Annotated in this window: 20 protein-coding genes; 14 read left to right on the plus strand and 6 right to left on the minus strand. The window is 49.2% G+C overall.

What is annotated here, in order from left to right:
• Positions 1–49 precede the first annotated feature (49 nt).
• A complete protein-coding gene (locus H8K27_RS16480) occupies positions 50–526 on the plus strand; it encodes a pilin (RefSeq protein ID WP_186861925.1) in 477 nt (158 codons plus the stop codon).
• 71 nt (positions 527–597) lie between these two features.
• Positions 598–1,365 carry a TfpX/TfpZ family type IV pilin accessory protein gene (tfpZ, locus tag H8K27_RS04255; protein WP_186861926.1) on the plus strand — a complete coding sequence of 256 codons (768 nt, stop codon included), beginning with the start codon at positions 598–600 and terminating at the stop codon, positions 1,363–1,365.
• A gap of 16 nt (positions 1,366–1,381) precedes the next feature.
• Here the strand turns inward: tfpZ and H8K27_RS04260 are convergent, their stop codons facing one another.
• A complete protein-coding gene (locus tag H8K27_RS04260; protein WP_186861927.1) occupies positions 1,382–1,543 on the minus strand; it encodes a hypothetical protein in 162 nt (53 codons plus the stop codon).
• Here H8K27_RS04260 and H8K27_RS04265 point away from each other — a divergent pair.
• Positions 1,542–3,305 (plus strand): PglL family O-oligosaccharyltransferase, encoded by a 1,764-nt coding sequence (locus H8K27_RS04265; protein WP_186861928.1) that lies wholly within the window; start codon positions 1,542–1,544, stop codon positions 3,303–3,305. The genes H8K27_RS04260 and H8K27_RS04265 overlap by 2 nt on opposite strands.
• A gap of 22 nt (positions 3,306–3,327) precedes the next feature.
• Here H8K27_RS04265 and moaC read toward each other — a convergent pair whose 3' ends face one another.
• Positions 3,328–3,828, minus strand: a complete 501-nt coding sequence (gene moaC, locus H8K27_RS04270) for a cyclic pyranopterin monophosphate synthase MoaC (protein WP_186861929.1) — start codon at positions 3,826–3,828, stop codon at positions 3,328–3,330.
• 87 nt (positions 3,829–3,915) lie between these two features.
• On the opposite strand from moaC, the gene H8K27_RS04275 reads away from it, so the two are divergent.
• From H8K27_RS04275 to H8K27_RS04315, 9 genes are all read left to right on the plus strand, one after another.
• Positions 3,916–5,445 carry a M48 family metallopeptidase gene (locus tag H8K27_RS04275; RefSeq protein ID WP_329604335.1) on the plus strand — a complete coding sequence of 510 codons (1,530 nt, stop codon included), beginning with the start codon at positions 3,916–3,918 and terminating at the stop codon, positions 5,443–5,445.
• A 56-nt stretch (positions 5,446–5,501) separates the two neighbouring features.
• Complete coding sequence (locus tag H8K27_RS04280) at positions 5,502–5,801, plus strand: hypothetical protein (protein ID WP_186861931.1); 300 nt, start codon at positions 5,502–5,504, stop codon at positions 5,799–5,801.
• The gene (locus H8K27_RS04285; RefSeq protein ID WP_186861932.1) at positions 5,726–7,852 is read left to right on the plus strand and encodes an O-linked N-acetylglucosamine transferase, SPINDLY family protein; all 2,127 of its coding nucleotides are present in this window, start codon (positions 5,726–5,728) and stop codon (positions 7,850–7,852) included. Before H8K27_RS04280 ends, H8K27_RS04285 begins: the two co-directional genes overlap by 76 nt.
• Entirely contained in the window at positions 7,845–8,957 is a 1,113-nt protein-coding gene (locus H8K27_RS04290; RefSeq protein ID WP_186861933.1) for a DegT/DnrJ/EryC1/StrS family aminotransferase, read from the plus strand. The genes H8K27_RS04285 and H8K27_RS04290 overlap by 8 nt, the downstream gene beginning before the upstream one ends.
• Positions 8,958–8,989: 32 nt before the next feature.
• Positions 8,990–9,688: a WbqC family protein gene (locus H8K27_RS04295; protein ID WP_186861934.1), complete on the plus strand. Its 699-nt coding sequence runs from the start codon at positions 8,990–8,992 to the stop codon at positions 9,686–9,688.
• 3 nt (positions 9,689–9,691) lie between these two features.
• Positions 9,692–10,654 (plus strand): glycoside hydrolase family protein, encoded by a 963-nt coding sequence (locus H8K27_RS04300; RefSeq protein ID WP_186861935.1) that lies wholly within the window; start codon positions 9,692–9,694, stop codon positions 10,652–10,654.
• A 90-nt stretch (positions 10,655–10,744) separates the two neighbouring features.
• On the plus strand, positions 10,745–11,605 hold the full coding sequence (locus H8K27_RS04305) for a glycoside hydrolase family protein (RefSeq protein WP_222610573.1): 861 nt from the start codon (positions 10,745–10,747) through the stop codon (positions 11,603–11,605).
• Complete coding sequence (locus tag H8K27_RS04310; protein ID WP_186861937.1) at positions 11,602–12,066, plus strand: GNAT family N-acetyltransferase; 465 nt, start codon at positions 11,602–11,604, stop codon at positions 12,064–12,066. The genes H8K27_RS04305 and H8K27_RS04310 overlap by 4 nt, the downstream gene beginning before the upstream one ends.
• A complete protein-coding gene (locus H8K27_RS04315) occupies positions 12,059–12,817 on the plus strand; it encodes a class I SAM-dependent methyltransferase (RefSeq protein ID WP_230418860.1) in 759 nt (252 codons plus the stop codon). The genes H8K27_RS04310 and H8K27_RS04315 overlap by 8 nt, the downstream gene beginning before the upstream one ends.
• A gap of 36 nt (positions 12,818–12,853) precedes the next feature.
• Here the strand turns inward: H8K27_RS04315 and H8K27_RS04320 are convergent, their stop codons facing one another.
• Genes H8K27_RS04320 through H8K27_RS04335 form a run of 4 tightly spaced genes read right to left on the minus strand, consistent with a single transcriptional unit; the run spans position 12,854 to position 15,089 of the window.
• A complete protein-coding gene (locus tag H8K27_RS04320) occupies positions 12,854–13,474 on the minus strand; it encodes a DUF2946 family protein (RefSeq protein ID WP_186861939.1) in 621 nt (206 codons plus the stop codon).
• Between the two features lie 2 nt (positions 13,475–13,476).
• Positions 13,477–14,430 carry a YheT family hydrolase gene (locus H8K27_RS04325; protein WP_186861940.1) on the minus strand — a complete coding sequence of 318 codons (954 nt, stop codon included), beginning with the start codon at positions 14,428–14,430 and terminating at the stop codon, positions 13,477–13,479.
• 14 nt (positions 14,431–14,444) lie between these two features.
• On the minus strand, positions 14,445–14,876 hold the full coding sequence (locus H8K27_RS04330) for a YybH family protein (protein ID WP_186861941.1): 432 nt from the start codon (positions 14,874–14,876) through the stop codon (positions 14,445–14,447).
• Positions 14,877–14,888: 12 nt separating this feature from the next.
• A complete protein-coding gene (locus tag H8K27_RS04335) occupies positions 14,889–15,089 on the minus strand; it encodes a zinc-finger domain-containing protein (RefSeq protein ID WP_176803976.1) in 201 nt (66 codons plus the stop codon).
• A 125-nt stretch (positions 15,090–15,214) separates the two neighbouring features.
• Between H8K27_RS04335 and H8K27_RS04340 the strand changes: the two genes are divergently transcribed.
• Positions 15,215–15,946 (plus strand): AzlC family ABC transporter permease, encoded by a 732-nt coding sequence (locus H8K27_RS04340; RefSeq protein ID WP_186861942.1) that lies wholly within the window; start codon positions 15,215–15,217, stop codon positions 15,944–15,946.
• Positions 15,933–16,256 (plus strand): AzlD domain-containing protein, encoded by a 324-nt coding sequence (locus tag H8K27_RS04345; protein WP_186861943.1) that lies wholly within the window; start codon positions 15,933–15,935, stop codon positions 16,254–16,256. Before H8K27_RS04340 ends, H8K27_RS04345 begins: the two co-directional genes overlap by 14 nt.
• Positions 16,257–16,276: the final 20 nt, after the last annotated feature.

The following is a 16,276-nucleotide window of genomic DNA, read 5'->3' on the forward strand; positions in this document are numbered from 1 at the left end:
AAATTTGCTACCCAGAAAAGAATAGTTTAAATCACTTCTGGGGGAAATAATGAAATGCCATTTATTTGCAGTTCTGCACCGCCGCAATCGAGATTTTCAACAAGGATTCACGCTGATTGAGTTGATGATTGTGGTGGCAATTATCGGTATTCTCGCTTCAATTGCCTTGCCTGCTTACAATGATTATGCGACTCGCGCCCAAGTGACAGAGGTTATTGATTTGCTAGGAGGGATGAAGGTAACGGTTTCTGAATATGCTCATCAGAAAAATACCTGGCCAACGGCATTCGTTGCCCCGACATCCAATCCGGCACCAAGCGAGATCGTTGCAACCCTGCAAGGAAAATATGCAGCTGTCAGCTCTACGATGACTGGTACTTATCCTAATGGGACGCTGACTGGAACGCTCACGGACGGGCAGGCAAATGGCTCCAATATCACGTTAGTAACAACTGATGGCGGTGACACCTGGAGTTGCACAGGAGGAACGCTGGCAGCGAAATATCGTCCGGTGGCCTGTAAGTAGGACTTAACCATGAAGGTAAGGGAATTTGCCATATAAAGTGGGCGATAGTTTTTTCTTCTTATTTCTCATCTATGTCAGAATTTCAATTTCGCATTAAAGCTGCGCTGATTCATTTACTGGTTTCTGCGCTGGTTGTTTCTTTGGTTGCCGGACTGATATTGTTGCTCTGGTATCCTTGGCCTTATAGCAGAATGGCTGGTGGTCTCAATTTGCTGGTTCTGGTGGCTACGGTCGATCTGTTTCTGGGACCGATGCTGACGCTGGTTATCTTTGATTCCCGAAAAACCCGCTCTGTTTTATTCAAAGATATTTTAGTGATTGGCTGCCTTCAATTGGCAGGGTTGCTATATGGGGCACATACTGTTTATCTGGCAAGACCCGTTGCGCTGGTGTTTGAAGGAAGCCGGTTTCGTGTTGTTTCGGCGGCTGGCGTGCAGGAAAATGAGTTGCCCCAGGCCTTACCGGAATTTCGCAGCCTGTCAATGATGGGGCCAAGATTAACCGGGACCCGTCCATTCAGGAATCAGCAGGAAAAAATGGAGGCCGCAGATAAAGCCATGGCAGGCGTGGACATTGGTTTGCGTCCGGTTTTCTGGCAAGACTATCGTCTATCTGTACCGCAGGTGCTGAGTGTCAGCAGGCCGGTTGAACTTCTTTACCAGAAATATCCGGCCGATCAGGGGCTGATTGACGAACGGATCAAAGCCACCGGGCATTCCAGGAGCCAGTTGAAATTTTTACCTTTGATTGCCAGAGAGGGGGGGGGCGACTGGCTGGTACTGATTGATGCGATCTCTGCACAACCAGTTGGTTTTATTGAAAAAGACGGATTTTTCTGAAATTTTTCCAACTTCGTTAAATTAAACTACATTTTGTAGCCGCTTTATGTAATGTTGAATGAAAGCGCTGCTGTTGTTCGCTGGATGTGTAAAAGCGCATCAGTGCTCCTATCGCCGGAACCAATTTGTGTTGACGGAAAAATGAGAAAATACCTGATTTCCGTCCAGTGACTTTCATGTTATCTCCATTTTCTTTCCCCAAAAAACAAGAGCAAAACGATGTCTGGGCTTTATTCTGGCTCGGATTTGGTATTGCCGGGGCGTATCTGATCCCGGTTCATCAGCATCCTTTCCGGACTTTCTATAATGAGCTGGCGATTTTTTTTGGGGTGACACTTTCGCTGTTGTTCAGTGCAGAACGTCCGAACAGCATTCAGTCTGCACACTACTCCAGCCTGACCTGGATGCTGCCCGCACCTGTGTTGCTGCCTGTTGTATTTATCCTGACTATCTGTGCGCAATGGATTTTCCAGGCTCGTGATGATGCGTACGATCTGTTTTTCCCTCTGATGTATTTGTTGTATGCGGTACTGGTTTTGATCCTGGGCGCCACGCTGGCAAACAATGCAGTTAAGCGTGAATCTTTGAGTCGGACTTTGGCAATCGTCTTTTTGATTTCTGGTTGGTTGTCGGTTTTGATGCAGGTCGCCCAATTACTGGGGATGGATTTAACCCCGGTGGTGATGTATATGCCTGCTGGTTCATTTTTGCAAAGACCATACGCGAATGTGGCGCAGCCGAACCAGCTGGCTTTATTGCTCTGCTTTTCTCTGGCGGCGACAGCCTGGCTGTTTCAACAAGGAAAGTTGCGAATTCCGGTAGCCATATGTTCGGTGGTTCTTCTGTTGACTGGATTAGTGCTGACGCAATCCAGGATTGGCTGGATTATTATTCCTCTATTTGTTGCCATCCTCGCCCGGAGCGCTCCTGCACGTCAGTCAATCGGCTGGCAAGCGGCGGCATGGTTTGGTTTGGTGTATGCCGCCAGTGTTTTTCTGTTGCCCAAAATTGCCGGGCTGGCCGGCGTGCATGGCGGCTCTGCAGCGGATCATATTGGAGGACGCTCAGAAAGAATGGGGTTATGGCGGCAGGCATGGGATATCGCAGCAAATCATCCCTGGGCCGGGGCCGGATGGTTTCGATTTGGTCCGGAACAGGTGCATATCGCTGCAGATTTTCCTTCCACAACTTATGCAGAGCACGCGCACAATATTGTGCTGAACTTAGCAGCAGAAATCGGATGGTTGTTGACTGGCTTGATGGTAGCAGGCTTGCTTTGGTGGTTTTACCAGGTCTGTATCAAGCCCAAAAAAGACTTATCCATGCAGTTTGCCGGTATGTGCCTGGTTGCCGCATGTGTGCACAGTCTGGTGGAGTTCCCGTTATGGTATGGGTATGTACTGTTTCCGGTTTTGATAATGGCAGGCATGCTCCATCAGCAGAGATGGCCTGTGGCGGCGACAGTCCGGTTGCGTAAGGACGTTGCGGTCGCAGTTACTGCAATTGCGCTTTTCTGCATGATGGGAATCACCTGGGATTATCAACGCGTGGTACGCGGCTTTAATGTCCTGCGCTGGGAGCAGACAGGTAATCAGGTCGATCTGAAGCAGCTGGAGCAACCGCGGCTGACATTATTTCCTCAGTTTTTTGCCTATTTTCATCTGATGAAAATCGCGCCGGCGGAAGGGATGTCTGCCGAGGATATCGCATTTGTCGAACACTGGACGCCGCGTTTCGGGTTTGTCCATATCCTGAATAAGCTGGCTGAAGTGTCTGTATTGAATGGCAAGCGGGAGCAGGCTGTACGTGCGATGCAGACTTTGCAGCGCCTGCACCCTGATCTCTATCCTGAGTATTTCGATTACTGGAAAGCGAAAGGTGCATCGGATGCGCGATATCAGCAGGTTTTCCTCAGCATGCCGCGACGTGATGCACCATAAACCGTATCCTGCCTGATTGCGATCAGTCGATCAGGCTTACCCAGTCACCGGATTTTCCACCGTGTTTTTCCAGCACGCGGATATCGCTCATCACCATGCCCCGGTCAACTGCCTTACACATGTCGTAAATTGTCAGCAGGCCGACCTGAACTGCGGTCAGCGCTTCCATTTCAACCCCTGTCTTGCCGACAGTTTCTACCTGTGCTCTGCATTGCACCGAAGCATCTTCTTCTGTGATGTTAAAATCAACATTAACTCTGGTCAGCGCCAGAGGATGGCAGAGAGGAATCAGATCACTGGTTCTTTTGGCCGCCATGATGGCAGCAATCCGGGCAATACCAAGCACATCTCCTTTTTTTGCATTGCCCTGCCGGATAATGGACAGTGTTTCAGGGCGCATGCGGATAAGGCCGGTTGCAATGGCAATGCGGTGCGTGTCTTGTTTATCAGCGACATCGACCATATGTGCCTGACCAGCCTGATTAAAATGTGTCAGGCCTGCGTGATGGGTTTCAGTAGTCATTTGGATGTACGGAAGGGATAGTTGAATATGTCAGAAGTGTTTCCAGTCAGCGGGAATGATAGCACCGCGCAAGGTCGGTTCGGGCTGGTGACAAAAAAAGTTCTGCGCGCATCGCTGTTGGCGGCGACCTGTTTCGTAGTACCGGAAATATTGACGGTTGACGCCGCTGCGCAAAATCTGCCGACTCTGGGGGATACTTCCAGAGAGGAATTGTCTCCGCTGATGGAGCGCAGGCTGGGTGAGCAGATCATGAACGTCGTGCGCCGTGACCCGGACTATATGGATGATGGCCCGGTTTCGGAATATCTGAACCGGCTCGGTAATAAAATGCTGGATGCGCGTCCGGATGCCCGGGGTGAAGCAGCCTATGATTTTGAATTTTTTGCTGTGCGTGATCCGGTGTTGAATGCGTTTGCTTTTCCCGGCGGGTTTATCGGGCTGCATTCCGGGCTGATTCTGGCTGCGCAGTCGGAATCTGAGCTGGCATCCGTGATCGGGCACGAGATTGGTCATGTGGCGCAACGGCATATTGCGCGGATGCTGACCAGCCAGAAATTTGATTCCCTGATTCCTCTGGCCGCACTGGCACTGGCGGTACTGGCGGCCCGTACCAGTCCGGATGCTGCCATTGCACTGGCGACCGGCGGGCAGGGACTGGCGATCCAGCGGCAACTGAATTTCAGCCGTGATGCAGAGCGGGAGGCTGACCGCGTCGGGTTCCAGATTTTGCGGGACAGCGGCTTTGATACCTCCGGCATGGTGAGCTTTTTTGGGCGTCTCCAGGCGTCGATGCGCAATTACACAGACAACGCGCCTGCCTATCTGCGCAGTCATCCACTGACCAGTGAACGGATTGCCGATATTCAGGCCCGTATGCTCGACCAGCGTTACAAACAACATGCCGACAGCCTGGAGTTTTTTTTAACCAAGGCAAGAGTCCGTGTGCTGCAGGACGCAACCATACAAGGCCTGATGGATGCAAAAGTATTCTTCGAAGGTCAGCTGAAATCGGAAAAAGATGAGGACAAGATTGCCGCGCAATATGGTCTGGCGTTAGTTGCGCTCAAACAGTTTGATTTCGCTGCCGCGCATCGATGGCTGGATGCGGCAAAATCAAAAACCGAAAAACTGACTTCACAAAAGATCGTGCTGACGACCAGCAGCGCTTATGTCAGTGTTGCGATTGATATTCTGATGGCGGAAAAGCGGAATGAGGAGGCGGTTGCAGAAGCGGAAAAAGCGATGCAACTCTTGCCTTTGTCGCGCGGACTGGTGTACCAGTATGTCGAGGCACTGCTGTCTGCGAAAAAGACGGCGGCTGCAGGCGCATTCCTCCGCGATCAGATCAGCTTATACCGGCAGGACGCCAGGCTGCAGAATTTACTGGCCAAGGTATATGATGCGCAGGGCAAACAGGCTCTGCAGCATATTGCGCTGGCAGAGGCGTATGCGATTCAGAACACCTGGACTGCCGCTTTGCAGCAGTTGGAGATTGCCCGCCGTGAAAAAGATGCAGGATTTTACGAACAGTCCGTTATCGATGCCTTCGAGCGGGAATGGAAAGAGAAACACAAAGAAGAGTTGGCGGACGAGAAAAAGCATAAACGAGCTATGTAAATTACAGGCATTAACTTTGCTTGTATTTTCAAAAATAATACAAAAGACAGGAGGGCATGGTGTTCAATTGGTTTAATGCAAAAGAGGAAAAAATATTTGGATCTTCCCTGGCGGATTTTTATCTGGAAAGACACAAGACAGAAGCTATCAATAAAAATAATAAATATGTGGAGAGAAAACAGAAGGAGCTGTTTGTGAAGATGCTCCAGCAATTGGAGAGTTTTAAAGCAAAACACCAATCGAATGTTTATAAAAAAGCGCAATTAGGTAATGCATTTAAGTGGCGCTTGATGGAGTCAGGATTGTCAACAGAACATGTGGATCAATTAACGCGCTGGCTCACACGTCAGCTATAAGTTCAATCAAACATTATCGACAAAGATCAGGTATGACAATACTTAACCGGATTCAAGCCTTATTCAGCGTGACACCAAAATCCTCAAAGGAAATAACACCAATCAGTCAAAGCGAGCAGGCTGTGCAATTGATTGATCGGGGTAATCAATTGGAAGAAAACGGTCAGATGAACGAGGCGCTGAGACTGTATGAGAAGGCCATCGAAATGGCTCCGGCTTTAGCACGTGCCTACCTCAATAAGGGAAATGTTTTATTGCAGATGGAAAAAATTCCGGATGCAGTCACCATGTATCGTAAAGCAGTTGAATTGAATCACGATTATGCCGCGGCGCATTTTAATTTGGGGAACGCACAAATTATTCAGAACAGTCCCGACGCTGCGCTTGATTCTTATGAAAAGGCAATTCAGTTAAAACCTGATTTTGTTGATGCTTACGTGGCCAGAGGTAACGTACTGGGAGATATGAAGCGTTTTCAAGATGCGATTGACAGTTATCAGCAAGCATTAAAACTGGCGCCAGCTTACGCGCAGGTACATGGCAATCTGGCTGCCACATTGAAAGACGCCGGTGATCTGATTTCCGCGATGAAGCACTATCAGGCAGCAATTGAGACTGATGCCGATTATTTGCGCGCATATGGCAATCTTGCCGATGTATACAGGGAACTCGGCCGTATTGATGATGCAGTGGAAATTTGTCGCACCGCATTGCGCAAACAACCTGACATGGTTCCAACATATACACAATTATTATTTTGCCTGAGTCATAGCAACCGTCTCACTGCACAGCAGTTATTTGAGGAGCATAAACGGTTTGGCGATCAGTTTGAAGCGCCATTCCGTGCTATATGGCCAGTACACGATAATGTGAAAGATCCACAAAAGACACTCAGGATCGGGCTGGTTTCCGCTGATTTACGTGCGCATGCCGTTGCTTTTTTTCTGGAACCCGTCTTGGCTGCTTTGCAGCACTCTCAATCGCTGTCTTTATTCGTCTATTACAATCATGAAGCAGAAGATGAGATCACTCAGCGGATTAAAGCAACCATTCCACGTTGGCAGGTGATCGTTGGATTGAACGATCATCAGGTTGCACAGAAGATTCTGGCAGATAAAATCGACATACTGATTGATCTGTCCGGCCATACCGGTAAACACCGGTTACTGACTTTTGCCCGTAAGCCCGCGCCAATACAAGTCAGCTGGGTTGGCTATCCGGGAACCACCGGATTGCAGGCGATGGATTACTATCTGGCAGGACGGCATTTCTTACCGGCTTTTGAATTGGACGATCAATTCACTGAGAAAATTGCCCGATTACCCGTGACCGTTCCTTTCCTGCCTATTTCTGATTCACCCGATGTCAATGCTTTGCCGGCGCTGGAAAATGGCTATATAACGTTTGGCAGTTTTAACAGGATTGATAAAATCGGCAGGGAAGTTGTTGCGTTATGGGCGCAGTTATTGCGGGAAATACCGACGGCGAAAATGTTGATTGCAGGTTTGCCTGCCAATGGCGAATATGAACATTTATGGTTCTGGTTTGAGCAGGAAGGCATACCAAAAACGCGGCTTGAATTTCACAATCGCAGCAATATGCATACCTATCTTGCGTTGCACCACAAAGTGGATGTTTGCCTTGACACCTTCCCATATACCGGCGGCACGACCACTAACCATGCGTTATGGATGGGTGTTCCCACCCTGACTCTGACCGGAACAACCCCGGCAGGACGGCAGTCTTCCGCAAATTTGTCTGACGTCAACCTGATCCAGGAATTTGGAGCAAAAAATCATGCTGACTTCGTTGCGCTGGGAAAGCAGGTTGCTTCTGATTTGGAGAGCTTAAGCAGCATAAGACAAACATTACGTAGCCGGTTTTTAAATGCGCCTTTTTCAAAGACGGATGTTTTTGCGACGAATCTTGAACACATGTTGCGTGCGATATGGCAACGATGGTGCCAGGGATTACCGCCTGCTGCAATAGAAGTAACGACCAATAATCAGGTTATTTTTCCGGTTCCCGGTGATGTGGGTATCTATGAGTAAAGAAAATATTTTTGTTACCAAACCAACTTTGCCGCCACTGAATGACCTGATCCCATATTTGGAAAAAATATGGGAGACCAGAGTTCTGACGAATGGTGGTGAGTTTCATCAGAAATTTGAAGCAGCGTTATGTGATTATTTTGGCGTACATCATATTTGCCTGTTTACGAATGCCACTATCGCATTAGTGACTGCTTTGCAGGCGCTTCGTATTACAGGTGAAGTCATCACAACACCTTATTCTTTTGTGGCGACATCACATTCTTTGCTTTGGAATGGCATTAAACCGGTTTTTGTAGATATTGATCCACACTCATTGAATCTTGATCCTGCGAGGATTGAATCAGCGATTACGCCTCACACGACAGCGATTATGCCGGTTCATTGTTATGGACATCCTTGTGACGTCAATGGTATTCAGAGGATTGCTGATAATTACAATCTGAAAATCATCTATGATGCGGCTCATGCCTTTGGCGTGCAGGATGCCGGCGGCAGTATCTTGCGGTACGGTGATTTATCCGTTTTGAGCTTTCATGCAACAAAAGTTTTTAATACGTTTGAAGGTGGGGCGATTATTTGTCCTGATGAGAAAACGAAGGTCAGGATCGATCAGCTGAAAAATTTTGGGCATGTGGGAGAGACCACCGTTGTTGCGCCAGGAATCAATGGGAAAATGAGCGAATTCAATGCAGCACTTGGCTTGTTGCAGTTACAGCATATTGATTCTGCTTTAGCATGCCGTCAGAAAATTGATGAAGCCTATCGCCTGAAATTAGCCGGTATTCCGGGTATTTCTTGTATTCAGAATTCCGGGGAGTGTGTGGCTAACTATGCCTATTTTCCGATATTAGTACATCAGGAATATTCCATGACCAGGGATGCTCTGTATGCATTAATGAAAGAAAAGGGGATTCATCCACGTCGTTATTTTTACCCTTTGATTTCACAATTTCCTATGTATCGCGGACTAGCTTCCGCACATCCGGACAATTTGCCTGTGGCGCTTGAAATTTCCCAGAAAATTCTATGCCTGCCAATTTATCCCGGTCTTGAGATGTCGGTGGTGGATGAGATTTGTCAGCTGATTGCACATCCCTGCTGAAATGCTGAAACCATTCTGATCAGGGATAGCGCGTGATAGTCTCCATTATGCAGCCTTATTTTTTGCCATACATCGGTTATTTCCAACTGATTAAGGCTGCCGATATATTTGTTATTTACGATCACATCAAATATACCAAGAAGGGCTGGATTAACCGCAATCGGCTGCTGCTGAATGGACATGATGCATTTTTTTCTCTTCCTTTGAAAAAATCTTCGGATACGCTGGATGTTGTCGAGAAAGAATTGGCGAGTGACTATGAACCTGAGAAATTACTTCGGCAATTTGCCGGGGCTTATGCGGGCGCTCCTTTTTTTGATGAAATCTTTCCGTTATTAACTGAAATACTGATGTGTCAGGAACGGAATTTATTCCATTACATTTACCATTCTTTGCAGTTAGTTTGCCGGTATTTAGATATTCAGACTGACATCCGTCTCTCATCGGAATTACCGTTTAATCAGGAGCTCAAAGGACAAGATAAGGTGATTGCCATCTGTCAGGTGCTGAATGCGGATAGATACATGAATGCCATCGGCGGCACCGCTCTCTATGACCGGCAGGTTTTCAGAGAAAATAAGTTGGAGCTTCAGTTTTTGCAGTCTTCTCCTGTTGAATACCAGCAGTTTTCAACACCGTTTGTGCCTTGGCTTTCGATTATTGATGTTCTGATGTTTAACCCGCTTTCCCGTGTTCAGCAGTTGGTTTCTGAGCACTACACAATCATTTAAGCTATGTTCCACTGGAAAAAATTAGGGCAGATATTTGTACCCCAAACTATGCATGGTCCTGAATGGATGGCTGAATTTGCGCAGGCACCGGCAACATTGATGATGGATGATGTGGTGCGGGTTTATTTTTCATGTCGCCCCAAGCCCGATGCCGATGGGAATTATGTCAGTTATTCAGCGTATGTTGATTTGGATCGGAAAGATCTGTTTAAGATCAGGTCTGTTGCGACGAAGCCAATTCTGAGTTTGGGAGGGCTGGGGGAATTTGATGAGTTTGGCACATATCCCGTATCCGTGATTCGCCATGATCAAAAGGTTCGTGCCTATTACGCCGGTTGGACGCGTTGTGAGTCTGTGCCATTCAATGTTGCAATTGGTGTTGCAGAAAGTGATGATGATGGGAGAACGTTTGCAAAATTAGGACAAGGGCCGGTATTGTCCTGTTCTCCCTCAGAACCTTTTATTTTGAGCGGACCGAAAATACGTTATTTCAATGGAACCTGGTATTTATTTTATATTGCCGGTCTCAAATGGAAGATTGTCGATGGACGCCCGGAGCCGGTTTATAAAATCAGAATGGCAGAATCCTCAGATGGTATTTCATGGGTGAAGTGGAATAAAAATCTGATCAGTGACCGTATTGAGGAAGATGAGGCGCAGGCCAGTCCCGATGTATTTTATGCGAATGGGCTTTACCATATGTTTTTTTGCTACCGATACAGTGAGGGCTACCGGAGTAGCCAGAAAGGCTATCGTATCGGCTACGCCTATAGCCACAATTTGAAGGACTGGACACGAGATGACAACCGTGCCGGTATCGACGTGTCTGCATTGGGCTGGGATGCTGAAATGATCAGCTATCCGCATGTATTTGAACTGGATGGACTGACTTATCTTTTGTATCTTGGAAATCAGGTCGGACGATTTGGATTTGGAATTGCTGTGCTGGATGGGACATTGGAATAAATCATGCGATGGCGTAAATTAGGAAAAATTTTTGATCCCTCTGATTTTCCGGGACACCGTTTGCAATTTGCACAATCGCCGCAAACCTTGTTGTTTGATGATTTCATCCGTATTTATTTTTCTACCAGATCAACGGATGGGAATGGAAAATTCCGAAGTCATATCGCATTCGTTGATATGACCAGAAATTTACAGCAGATACGCCGCGTCTCAGAACATACGGTCATGCCATTGGGAGCATTGGGATGTTTTGATGAACATGGTATTTTTCCTATCAATGTAGTTCGTCATAATGGACTGATATATGGTTACACGTGTGGCTGGAGCCGTCGTGTTTCTGTATCTGTTGAAACGGCTATCGGGCTGGCAATGAGCCGCGATGAGGGTGAAACATTTGAGCGAATCGGTGATGGCCCTATTCTTTCCGCCTCTTTGCGCGAACCCTGTCTGGTCGGTGACGGCTTTGTGAAGGTGATCGGTAATCGTTTCCACATGTGGTATATCTTTGGTACAGGATGGAAAAAGTACTCTCCGGATGCTCCGCCAGACAGGACCTATAAAATAGGTCACGCTGTTTCCGATAATGGAATTGACTGGATCAAAGAGGATGGGCATCAGATTATTCCTGACCGGTTAGGATGGGATGAAAGCCAGGCTTTGCCATCGGTGATTCAAATGGGAGACCGTTACCATATGTTTTTTTGTTACCGGGAATCGTTTGATTTCCGTAGTAATGCGACGCGTGGTTACCGGATCGGCCATGCCTGGTCAGATGATCTCTGTCACTGGAGCCGGGATGACGCCAGTCCCGAACTGATTGGCACGCCCGGGGCATGGGATAGCGACATGCAGTGCTATCCACATGTATTCGAATGCGATGGAAATATCTATCTGCTTTATAACGGTAATGAGTTTGGCCGTTTCGGATTTGGTTTGGCTGTACTGGAATGACTGCTCATCATTTTATCTTCAGGCAAAATACGGCAACACAGCAGGATGTGCTGCAGCACTTTACGCAATGCGACCGGGAATTTTTTACGCAATTACAACAACGCGTGGATATCGGATCGTATATAGAAAAAATTTTGTCTGCTGCTGAGCGGTTTGAAATCTGGGATGGCGCTGAATTAAAAGGATTGCTGGCGGCATATTGCAATTGTGAACAGCGCCAGAATGTATTTATTACGAATCTCAGCGTCACGCTCGACTCGCAGCGAAAGGGGCTGGCGTCGCAACTGCTGCGTCGATGCATACTTCATGCGGAGAAAGAAGCTTATGTCGGAATTCAACTACAGGTTAATGTGACGAATAATGCCGCATACCAGTGCTATATTCGGCACGGGTTCCGGGAAACACATATCAGCGAGCATGACCGAACGATGTATTTATCTCTGGGAGTCAGTATTGTCTAGTATTGAACGTAACTATGATGTTGAAATCAAAGATGTGGCAGATCATCAATACGCTTACAACTTTGATTTTGATGTGATCCATCCCTATATGATCCAGTCATTTCGCCCATTTCTGCAGGCTGGACGGACGCTGGAGCTAGGCAGCTTCAAAGGCGATTTGACAAAGCGATTGATGGCGCATTGTGACAACATTACCTGTGTTGAGGCATCGGCAGAAGCTATGGGCGTGGCGCAGTCAAGCTTACCTCAACAGATTCAATTTGTTCATACTACTTTTGAACATGCGCAACTGCCTCAGAAATATGAAAATATCGTCATGACGCATGTATTGGAACATCTGGATGATCCCGTGCATATATTGAGACGGATCAATGATGAATGGTTGAGCGAATATGGCCGGTTTTTTTTAGTCTGTCCGAATGCCAATGCGCCATCACGGCAGATTGCGGTAAAGATGGGGCTGATCTCACATAATACGGCAGTGACGCCTGCTGAATTGGCGCATGGGCACCGCCGTACTTATACCCTGGATACTCTGGAACGTGATGCCGCCGCCGCCGGGCTCAAAGTGATGCATCGGTCAGGTATTTTTTTTAAAGCGATGGCCAATTTTCAATGGGATCGCTTACTCAAGACCGACATTATTTCCAGGGAATATCTGGATGGCTGTTATGCGCTGGGGCAGCAATATCCTGATTTGTGTTCCAGTATTTTCCTGCTATGCGAACGCGGAGCGCATCCCGCCGGATAAAGCTCGCAAACTTGGCCAGAACGGTGAATGTCCATCTTATCCGCAACTGTTTTCCGGCTTGCGAGGGCGTTGCACATAGCCTGCCTGTTGCATCAGTTCGCTCAGTTGGGTTTTGTTGAGTGTCAGGCGGGATGAATTGGAGGAAAACGGAAATTCAATTTGTAATTCAATTGAATCATGTTCCCCGGCCAGCCATGCTTCCAGCAGATCATCGGCCGGGAGCGCATCTTGCAGCCTGAGCCAGGTAAGGCATTCTGTTAAATCGCGATCATCCACCCGCGCAACAACTTGTCCTGCAACAAAATACAAAATACCTGCATTATCCATATATGCTGAAGTTGGCGCGCACAGAGGTTTGCCGGTATGCAGTACAAGTCCCTGATGATCTGTCCGTGCGATATACGGTGTTGCTTCCAGATCGACGTACACCCGCTGAGGACCATTCTGAAAATACCATTGGCCGTCCTGATCGTGCAGGTAATTGCGGTGAATGAAATCCAGTAAGGCCGGGTGGCGGATGATGTCGCCCTGCAGGTTCAGCCCCTGGCAGCGTTCGTCGCGCATGCGCCAGTTGCCGCGGGCATCCAGCGCCAGCCAGCCGTAGCAATGCGGCACATTCGGCCATTTGGCGATGGCGGCCCTGACGATGTCATCCATGTTTATCTTTCGTTAAAAAAATGCAGGATTTTCCGTGGCAGCCAGTCCAGCCGGCCTGGCAGGTGACCGGTGGCAAAACCGACATGGCCGCCGTGCTCCGGGTAATCGAGTTGCACACAGGATGCCGCAGTTTGCGGCAAATATCGGCCAGGGAGGAAGGGATCATTCCTGGCATTCAGAATCAGTGTGGGAACGGTAATGTCATGCAGTACATGTCTGGCGCTGGCACGATGCCAGTAATCATCGGTATCCAGATAGCCGTGCAGCGGCGCGGTCACGACATTATCGAATTCATATAAATTGCGGGCTTCCAGCAGCCGGTTTTTATCGAATAAACCCGGAAACTGATCCAGTTTTTGCAAGCACTTGGGCTTGAGGGTTTTCAGGAACATGCGGGTGTACAGCATGTTCAACCCGCGCGATAGCGAAGCGCCGCCTTGCGTCAGATCGAGCGGTGCAGAAACTGCGCAGGCTGCCGTGACAAATTCGGCCGCATGCTGCGATTCCCCCAGCCAGCGCAGCAGCGCATTGCCACCCAGTGACACGCCTGCTGCAAAGAAGGCTCCGGCGGCTGACCGGGAGGTATGCTGCGCATGCAGACACCGCAGTATCCAGTTAATTTCCCCGGCATCACCGGAATGATAAAAACGTGGCGCACGATTCAGTTCGCCGGAGCAGCCGCGGAAATGCGGAATGGCGCCAGACCAGCCGCGTTGCCGGAGTGCGTCCATCAGCGCCCGCGCATAATGGCTGTCGCTGGAGCCCTCAAGCCCATGGAACAGCGTCAGAAATGGTTTTCCGGGTTCGCCGTCGATGAAATCAATATCGACAAAATCGCCGTCCGGCGCATCCCAGCGTTCGCGGCGGAAAGCTACGTCGGGTTTCCTGATCCAGAGTGCCGGATAAATGGTTTGCAGATGTCCGCCGGGAAGCCAGGCTGGTGATTGGTAATTCATTCAGGCATGTCTGATCAGTGCAGCACACTGGCTTTGAACAGGTCCAGCGGCGCTTTGCCGGCGGCAACCGAAGCATGGTGCATGGTAATACGCCAGCCGTGCGGTGTTTTCACATACACATTCGTCGCCAGAATGTGTACGTCCGGCATGGCGTCACTCTGGCGTGGAATCTGCTCAATCACGCTGTGCACAGCGGTCAGCATATTGTGCGTGGCATGCAATTGCGAGGCAGCAATCTGCACGCTGCCGCGCTCAAAGATCACTTCAAACGAGGCTCGTATTGCGGCATGGCCGATCAGACGCGATCCGCCGGGATGAATACAGACGATTTCCTCGTCGTCGGCCCACAAATGCATCAGGCCATCCAGATCCGCGCGGCTGATGGCGTCATAGAAGGCGGATTCCACCTCATCCGCGCTGCCGTTGAGCTGCTTTTCCGCAGACATGATGGTGCGGAATCAGTGACCTTTGATGACTGTCCCCGGCGCGAGCTGGTATTGCGTGCCGCAGTAAGAGCAGGTTGCTGTGCCGCCATGGGACAGGTCAAGGAAAACACGGGGGTGAGATGACCAGAGCGGCATTGCAGGATTCGGGCAATGTGCCGGTAAGTCTTTGGCTTGCAATTCAACCACTTGTTTGGCAGCGTTTGTTGTGCTCATGATGATTCCGTTCAAGTCTGTAAAACAAATGGCGATTTTAACGGATTCCGGCAGCTTGCTGTCAGGACTCAGCGGCCTTTTTGATTTGCCGGTAGAATAATTTACTTATCCTCAGAGAAATTTTCATGTCTTTTGAGTCGGATCAGGCTGCCAGAAAAGGGGCACTCAAGGATGGCGCGCCGACCTGGTTTGGCGTCGGGGCCTGGGGACTGGTGGTGGGCGTTGCCATGATCAAGGCTGGTCTCAGCATTCCGCAATCGCTGGGCATGACTTTTCTGGTGTATGCGGGTTCAGCGCAACTAGCATCGCTGCCCCTGATCGCCGTACATGCTCCGCTATGGGTGATTTTTGCGACCGCGGTGGTGGTGAATCTGCGGTTCGTGATTTTTTCAGCCATTCTGGCCCCGCATTTCCTGTACCTGCCGTGGCGCAGCCGTTTATGGCTGGGCTATCTGACAGGAGATATTTCCGTTGGTCTGTTTATGCAGCGCTTGCCTGATTTTCAGCATGCGAGCGCTAAGCTGGCTTATCTGAAGGCGGTCATTTATCCAAACTGGACTGCATGGCAGGCCGGGTCGGTCATCGGGATTTTGCTCGGAAGTCAGATTCCGGCCAGCTGGGGTCTGGGATTTGCCGGTACGCTGGCGATTTTGTGCATTATGCTGCCACTGATGCTCAACCGCGCTGCGGTGGCTGGCGTGCTTGTTGCCAGTATCGTGGCGTTGCTGGCACTGAATTTTCCTTACAAGCTGGGTTTGTTGCTGGCAGTGGCTGCCGGAATGAGCGCGGCGATTGCGTTTGAAGAGTGGCTGGAACCGTTGCTGCAGCGGAACAGGAGCAGTGATGAGCGATCTTGAAATCTGGGGTGTGATACTGCTGTTGACGCTGGCCACCATGATTGCCCGCAGCGGATTCTGGCTTGCCGGTAACCGCATCAATTTACCGAAACGGGTGCAGGAAGCACTGCGCTACGCGCCTGCCTGTGCGCTGGCTGCGATCATTGTGCCGGATTTACTGTTTTATCAGTCCCAGATGAATTTCACCATTAACAATCCACGGCTGGTGGCGGGCGTGATGGCGACGATTTATTTCTTGCTAAGAAGAAATATGCTGCAAACGATTTTTTTCGGCATGGCGGTGTTTACCGTTGTCCGTCTGGCGGCCTGAATCTTCCTGCGTCTTGCAGG

The sequence above is a fragment of the Cognatundibacterium griseum genome, assembly GCF_014284195.1.
GTDB lineage: Bacteria > Pseudomonadota > Gammaproteobacteria > Burkholderiales > Burkholderiaceae_D > Undibacterium > Undibacterium griseum.

What these genes read in the sequence shown, in the direction of transcription:
- H8K27_RS16480 (WP_186861925.1), top strand. Translation starts at nt 50, where the DNA reads ATGAAATGCCATTTATTTGCAGTTCTGCACCGCCGCAATCGAGATTTT.
- tfpZ (WP_186861926.1), top strand. Translation starts at nt 598, where the DNA reads ATGTCAGAATTTCAATTTCGCATTAAAGCTGCGCTGATTCATTTACTG.
- H8K27_RS04265 (WP_186861928.1), top strand. Translation starts at nt 1,542, where the DNA reads ATGTTATCTCCATTTTCTTTCCCCAAAAAACAAGAGCAAAACGATGTC.
- H8K27_RS04260 (WP_186861927.1), bottom strand. Translation starts at nt 1,543, where the DNA reads ATGAAAGTCACTGGACGGAAATCAGGTATTTTCTCATTTTTCCGTCAA.
- moaC (WP_186861929.1), bottom strand. Translation starts at nt 3,828, where the DNA reads ATGACTACTGAAACCCATCACGCAGGCCTGACACATTTTAATCAGGCT.
- H8K27_RS04280 (WP_186861931.1), top strand. Translation starts at nt 5,502, where the DNA reads ATGGTGTTCAATTGGTTTAATGCAAAAGAGGAAAAAATATTTGGATCT.
- H8K27_RS04290 (WP_186861933.1), top strand. Translation starts at nt 7,845, where the DNA reads ATGAGTAAAGAAAATATTTTTGTTACCAAACCAACTTTGCCGCCACTG.
- H8K27_RS04300 (WP_186861935.1), top strand. Translation starts at nt 9,692, where the DNA reads ATGTTCCACTGGAAAAAATTAGGGCAGATATTTGTACCCCAAACTATG.
- H8K27_RS04310 (WP_186861937.1), top strand. Translation starts at nt 11,602, where the DNA reads ATGACTGCTCATCATTTTATCTTCAGGCAAAATACGGCAACACAGCAG.
- H8K27_RS04320 (WP_186861939.1), bottom strand. Translation starts at nt 13,474, where the DNA reads ATGGATGACATCGTCAGGGCCGCCATCGCCAAATGGCCGAATGTGCCG.
- H8K27_RS04325 (WP_186861940.1), bottom strand. Translation starts at nt 14,430, where the DNA reads ATGAATTACCAATCACCAGCCTGGCTTCCCGGCGGACATCTGCAAACC.
- H8K27_RS04330 (WP_186861941.1), bottom strand. Translation starts at nt 14,876, where the DNA reads ATGTCTGCGGAAAAGCAGCTCAACGGCAGCGCGGATGAGGTGGAATCC.
- H8K27_RS04335 (WP_176803976.1), bottom strand. Translation starts at nt 15,089, where the DNA reads ATGAGCACAACAAACGCTGCCAAACAAGTGGTTGAATTGCAAGCCAAA.
- H8K27_RS04340 (WP_186861942.1), top strand. Translation starts at nt 15,215, where the DNA reads ATGTCTTTTGAGTCGGATCAGGCTGCCAGAAAAGGGGCACTCAAGGAT.
- H8K27_RS04345 (WP_186861943.1), top strand. Translation starts at nt 15,933, where the DNA reads ATGAGCGATCTTGAAATCTGGGGTGTGATACTGCTGTTGACGCTGGCC.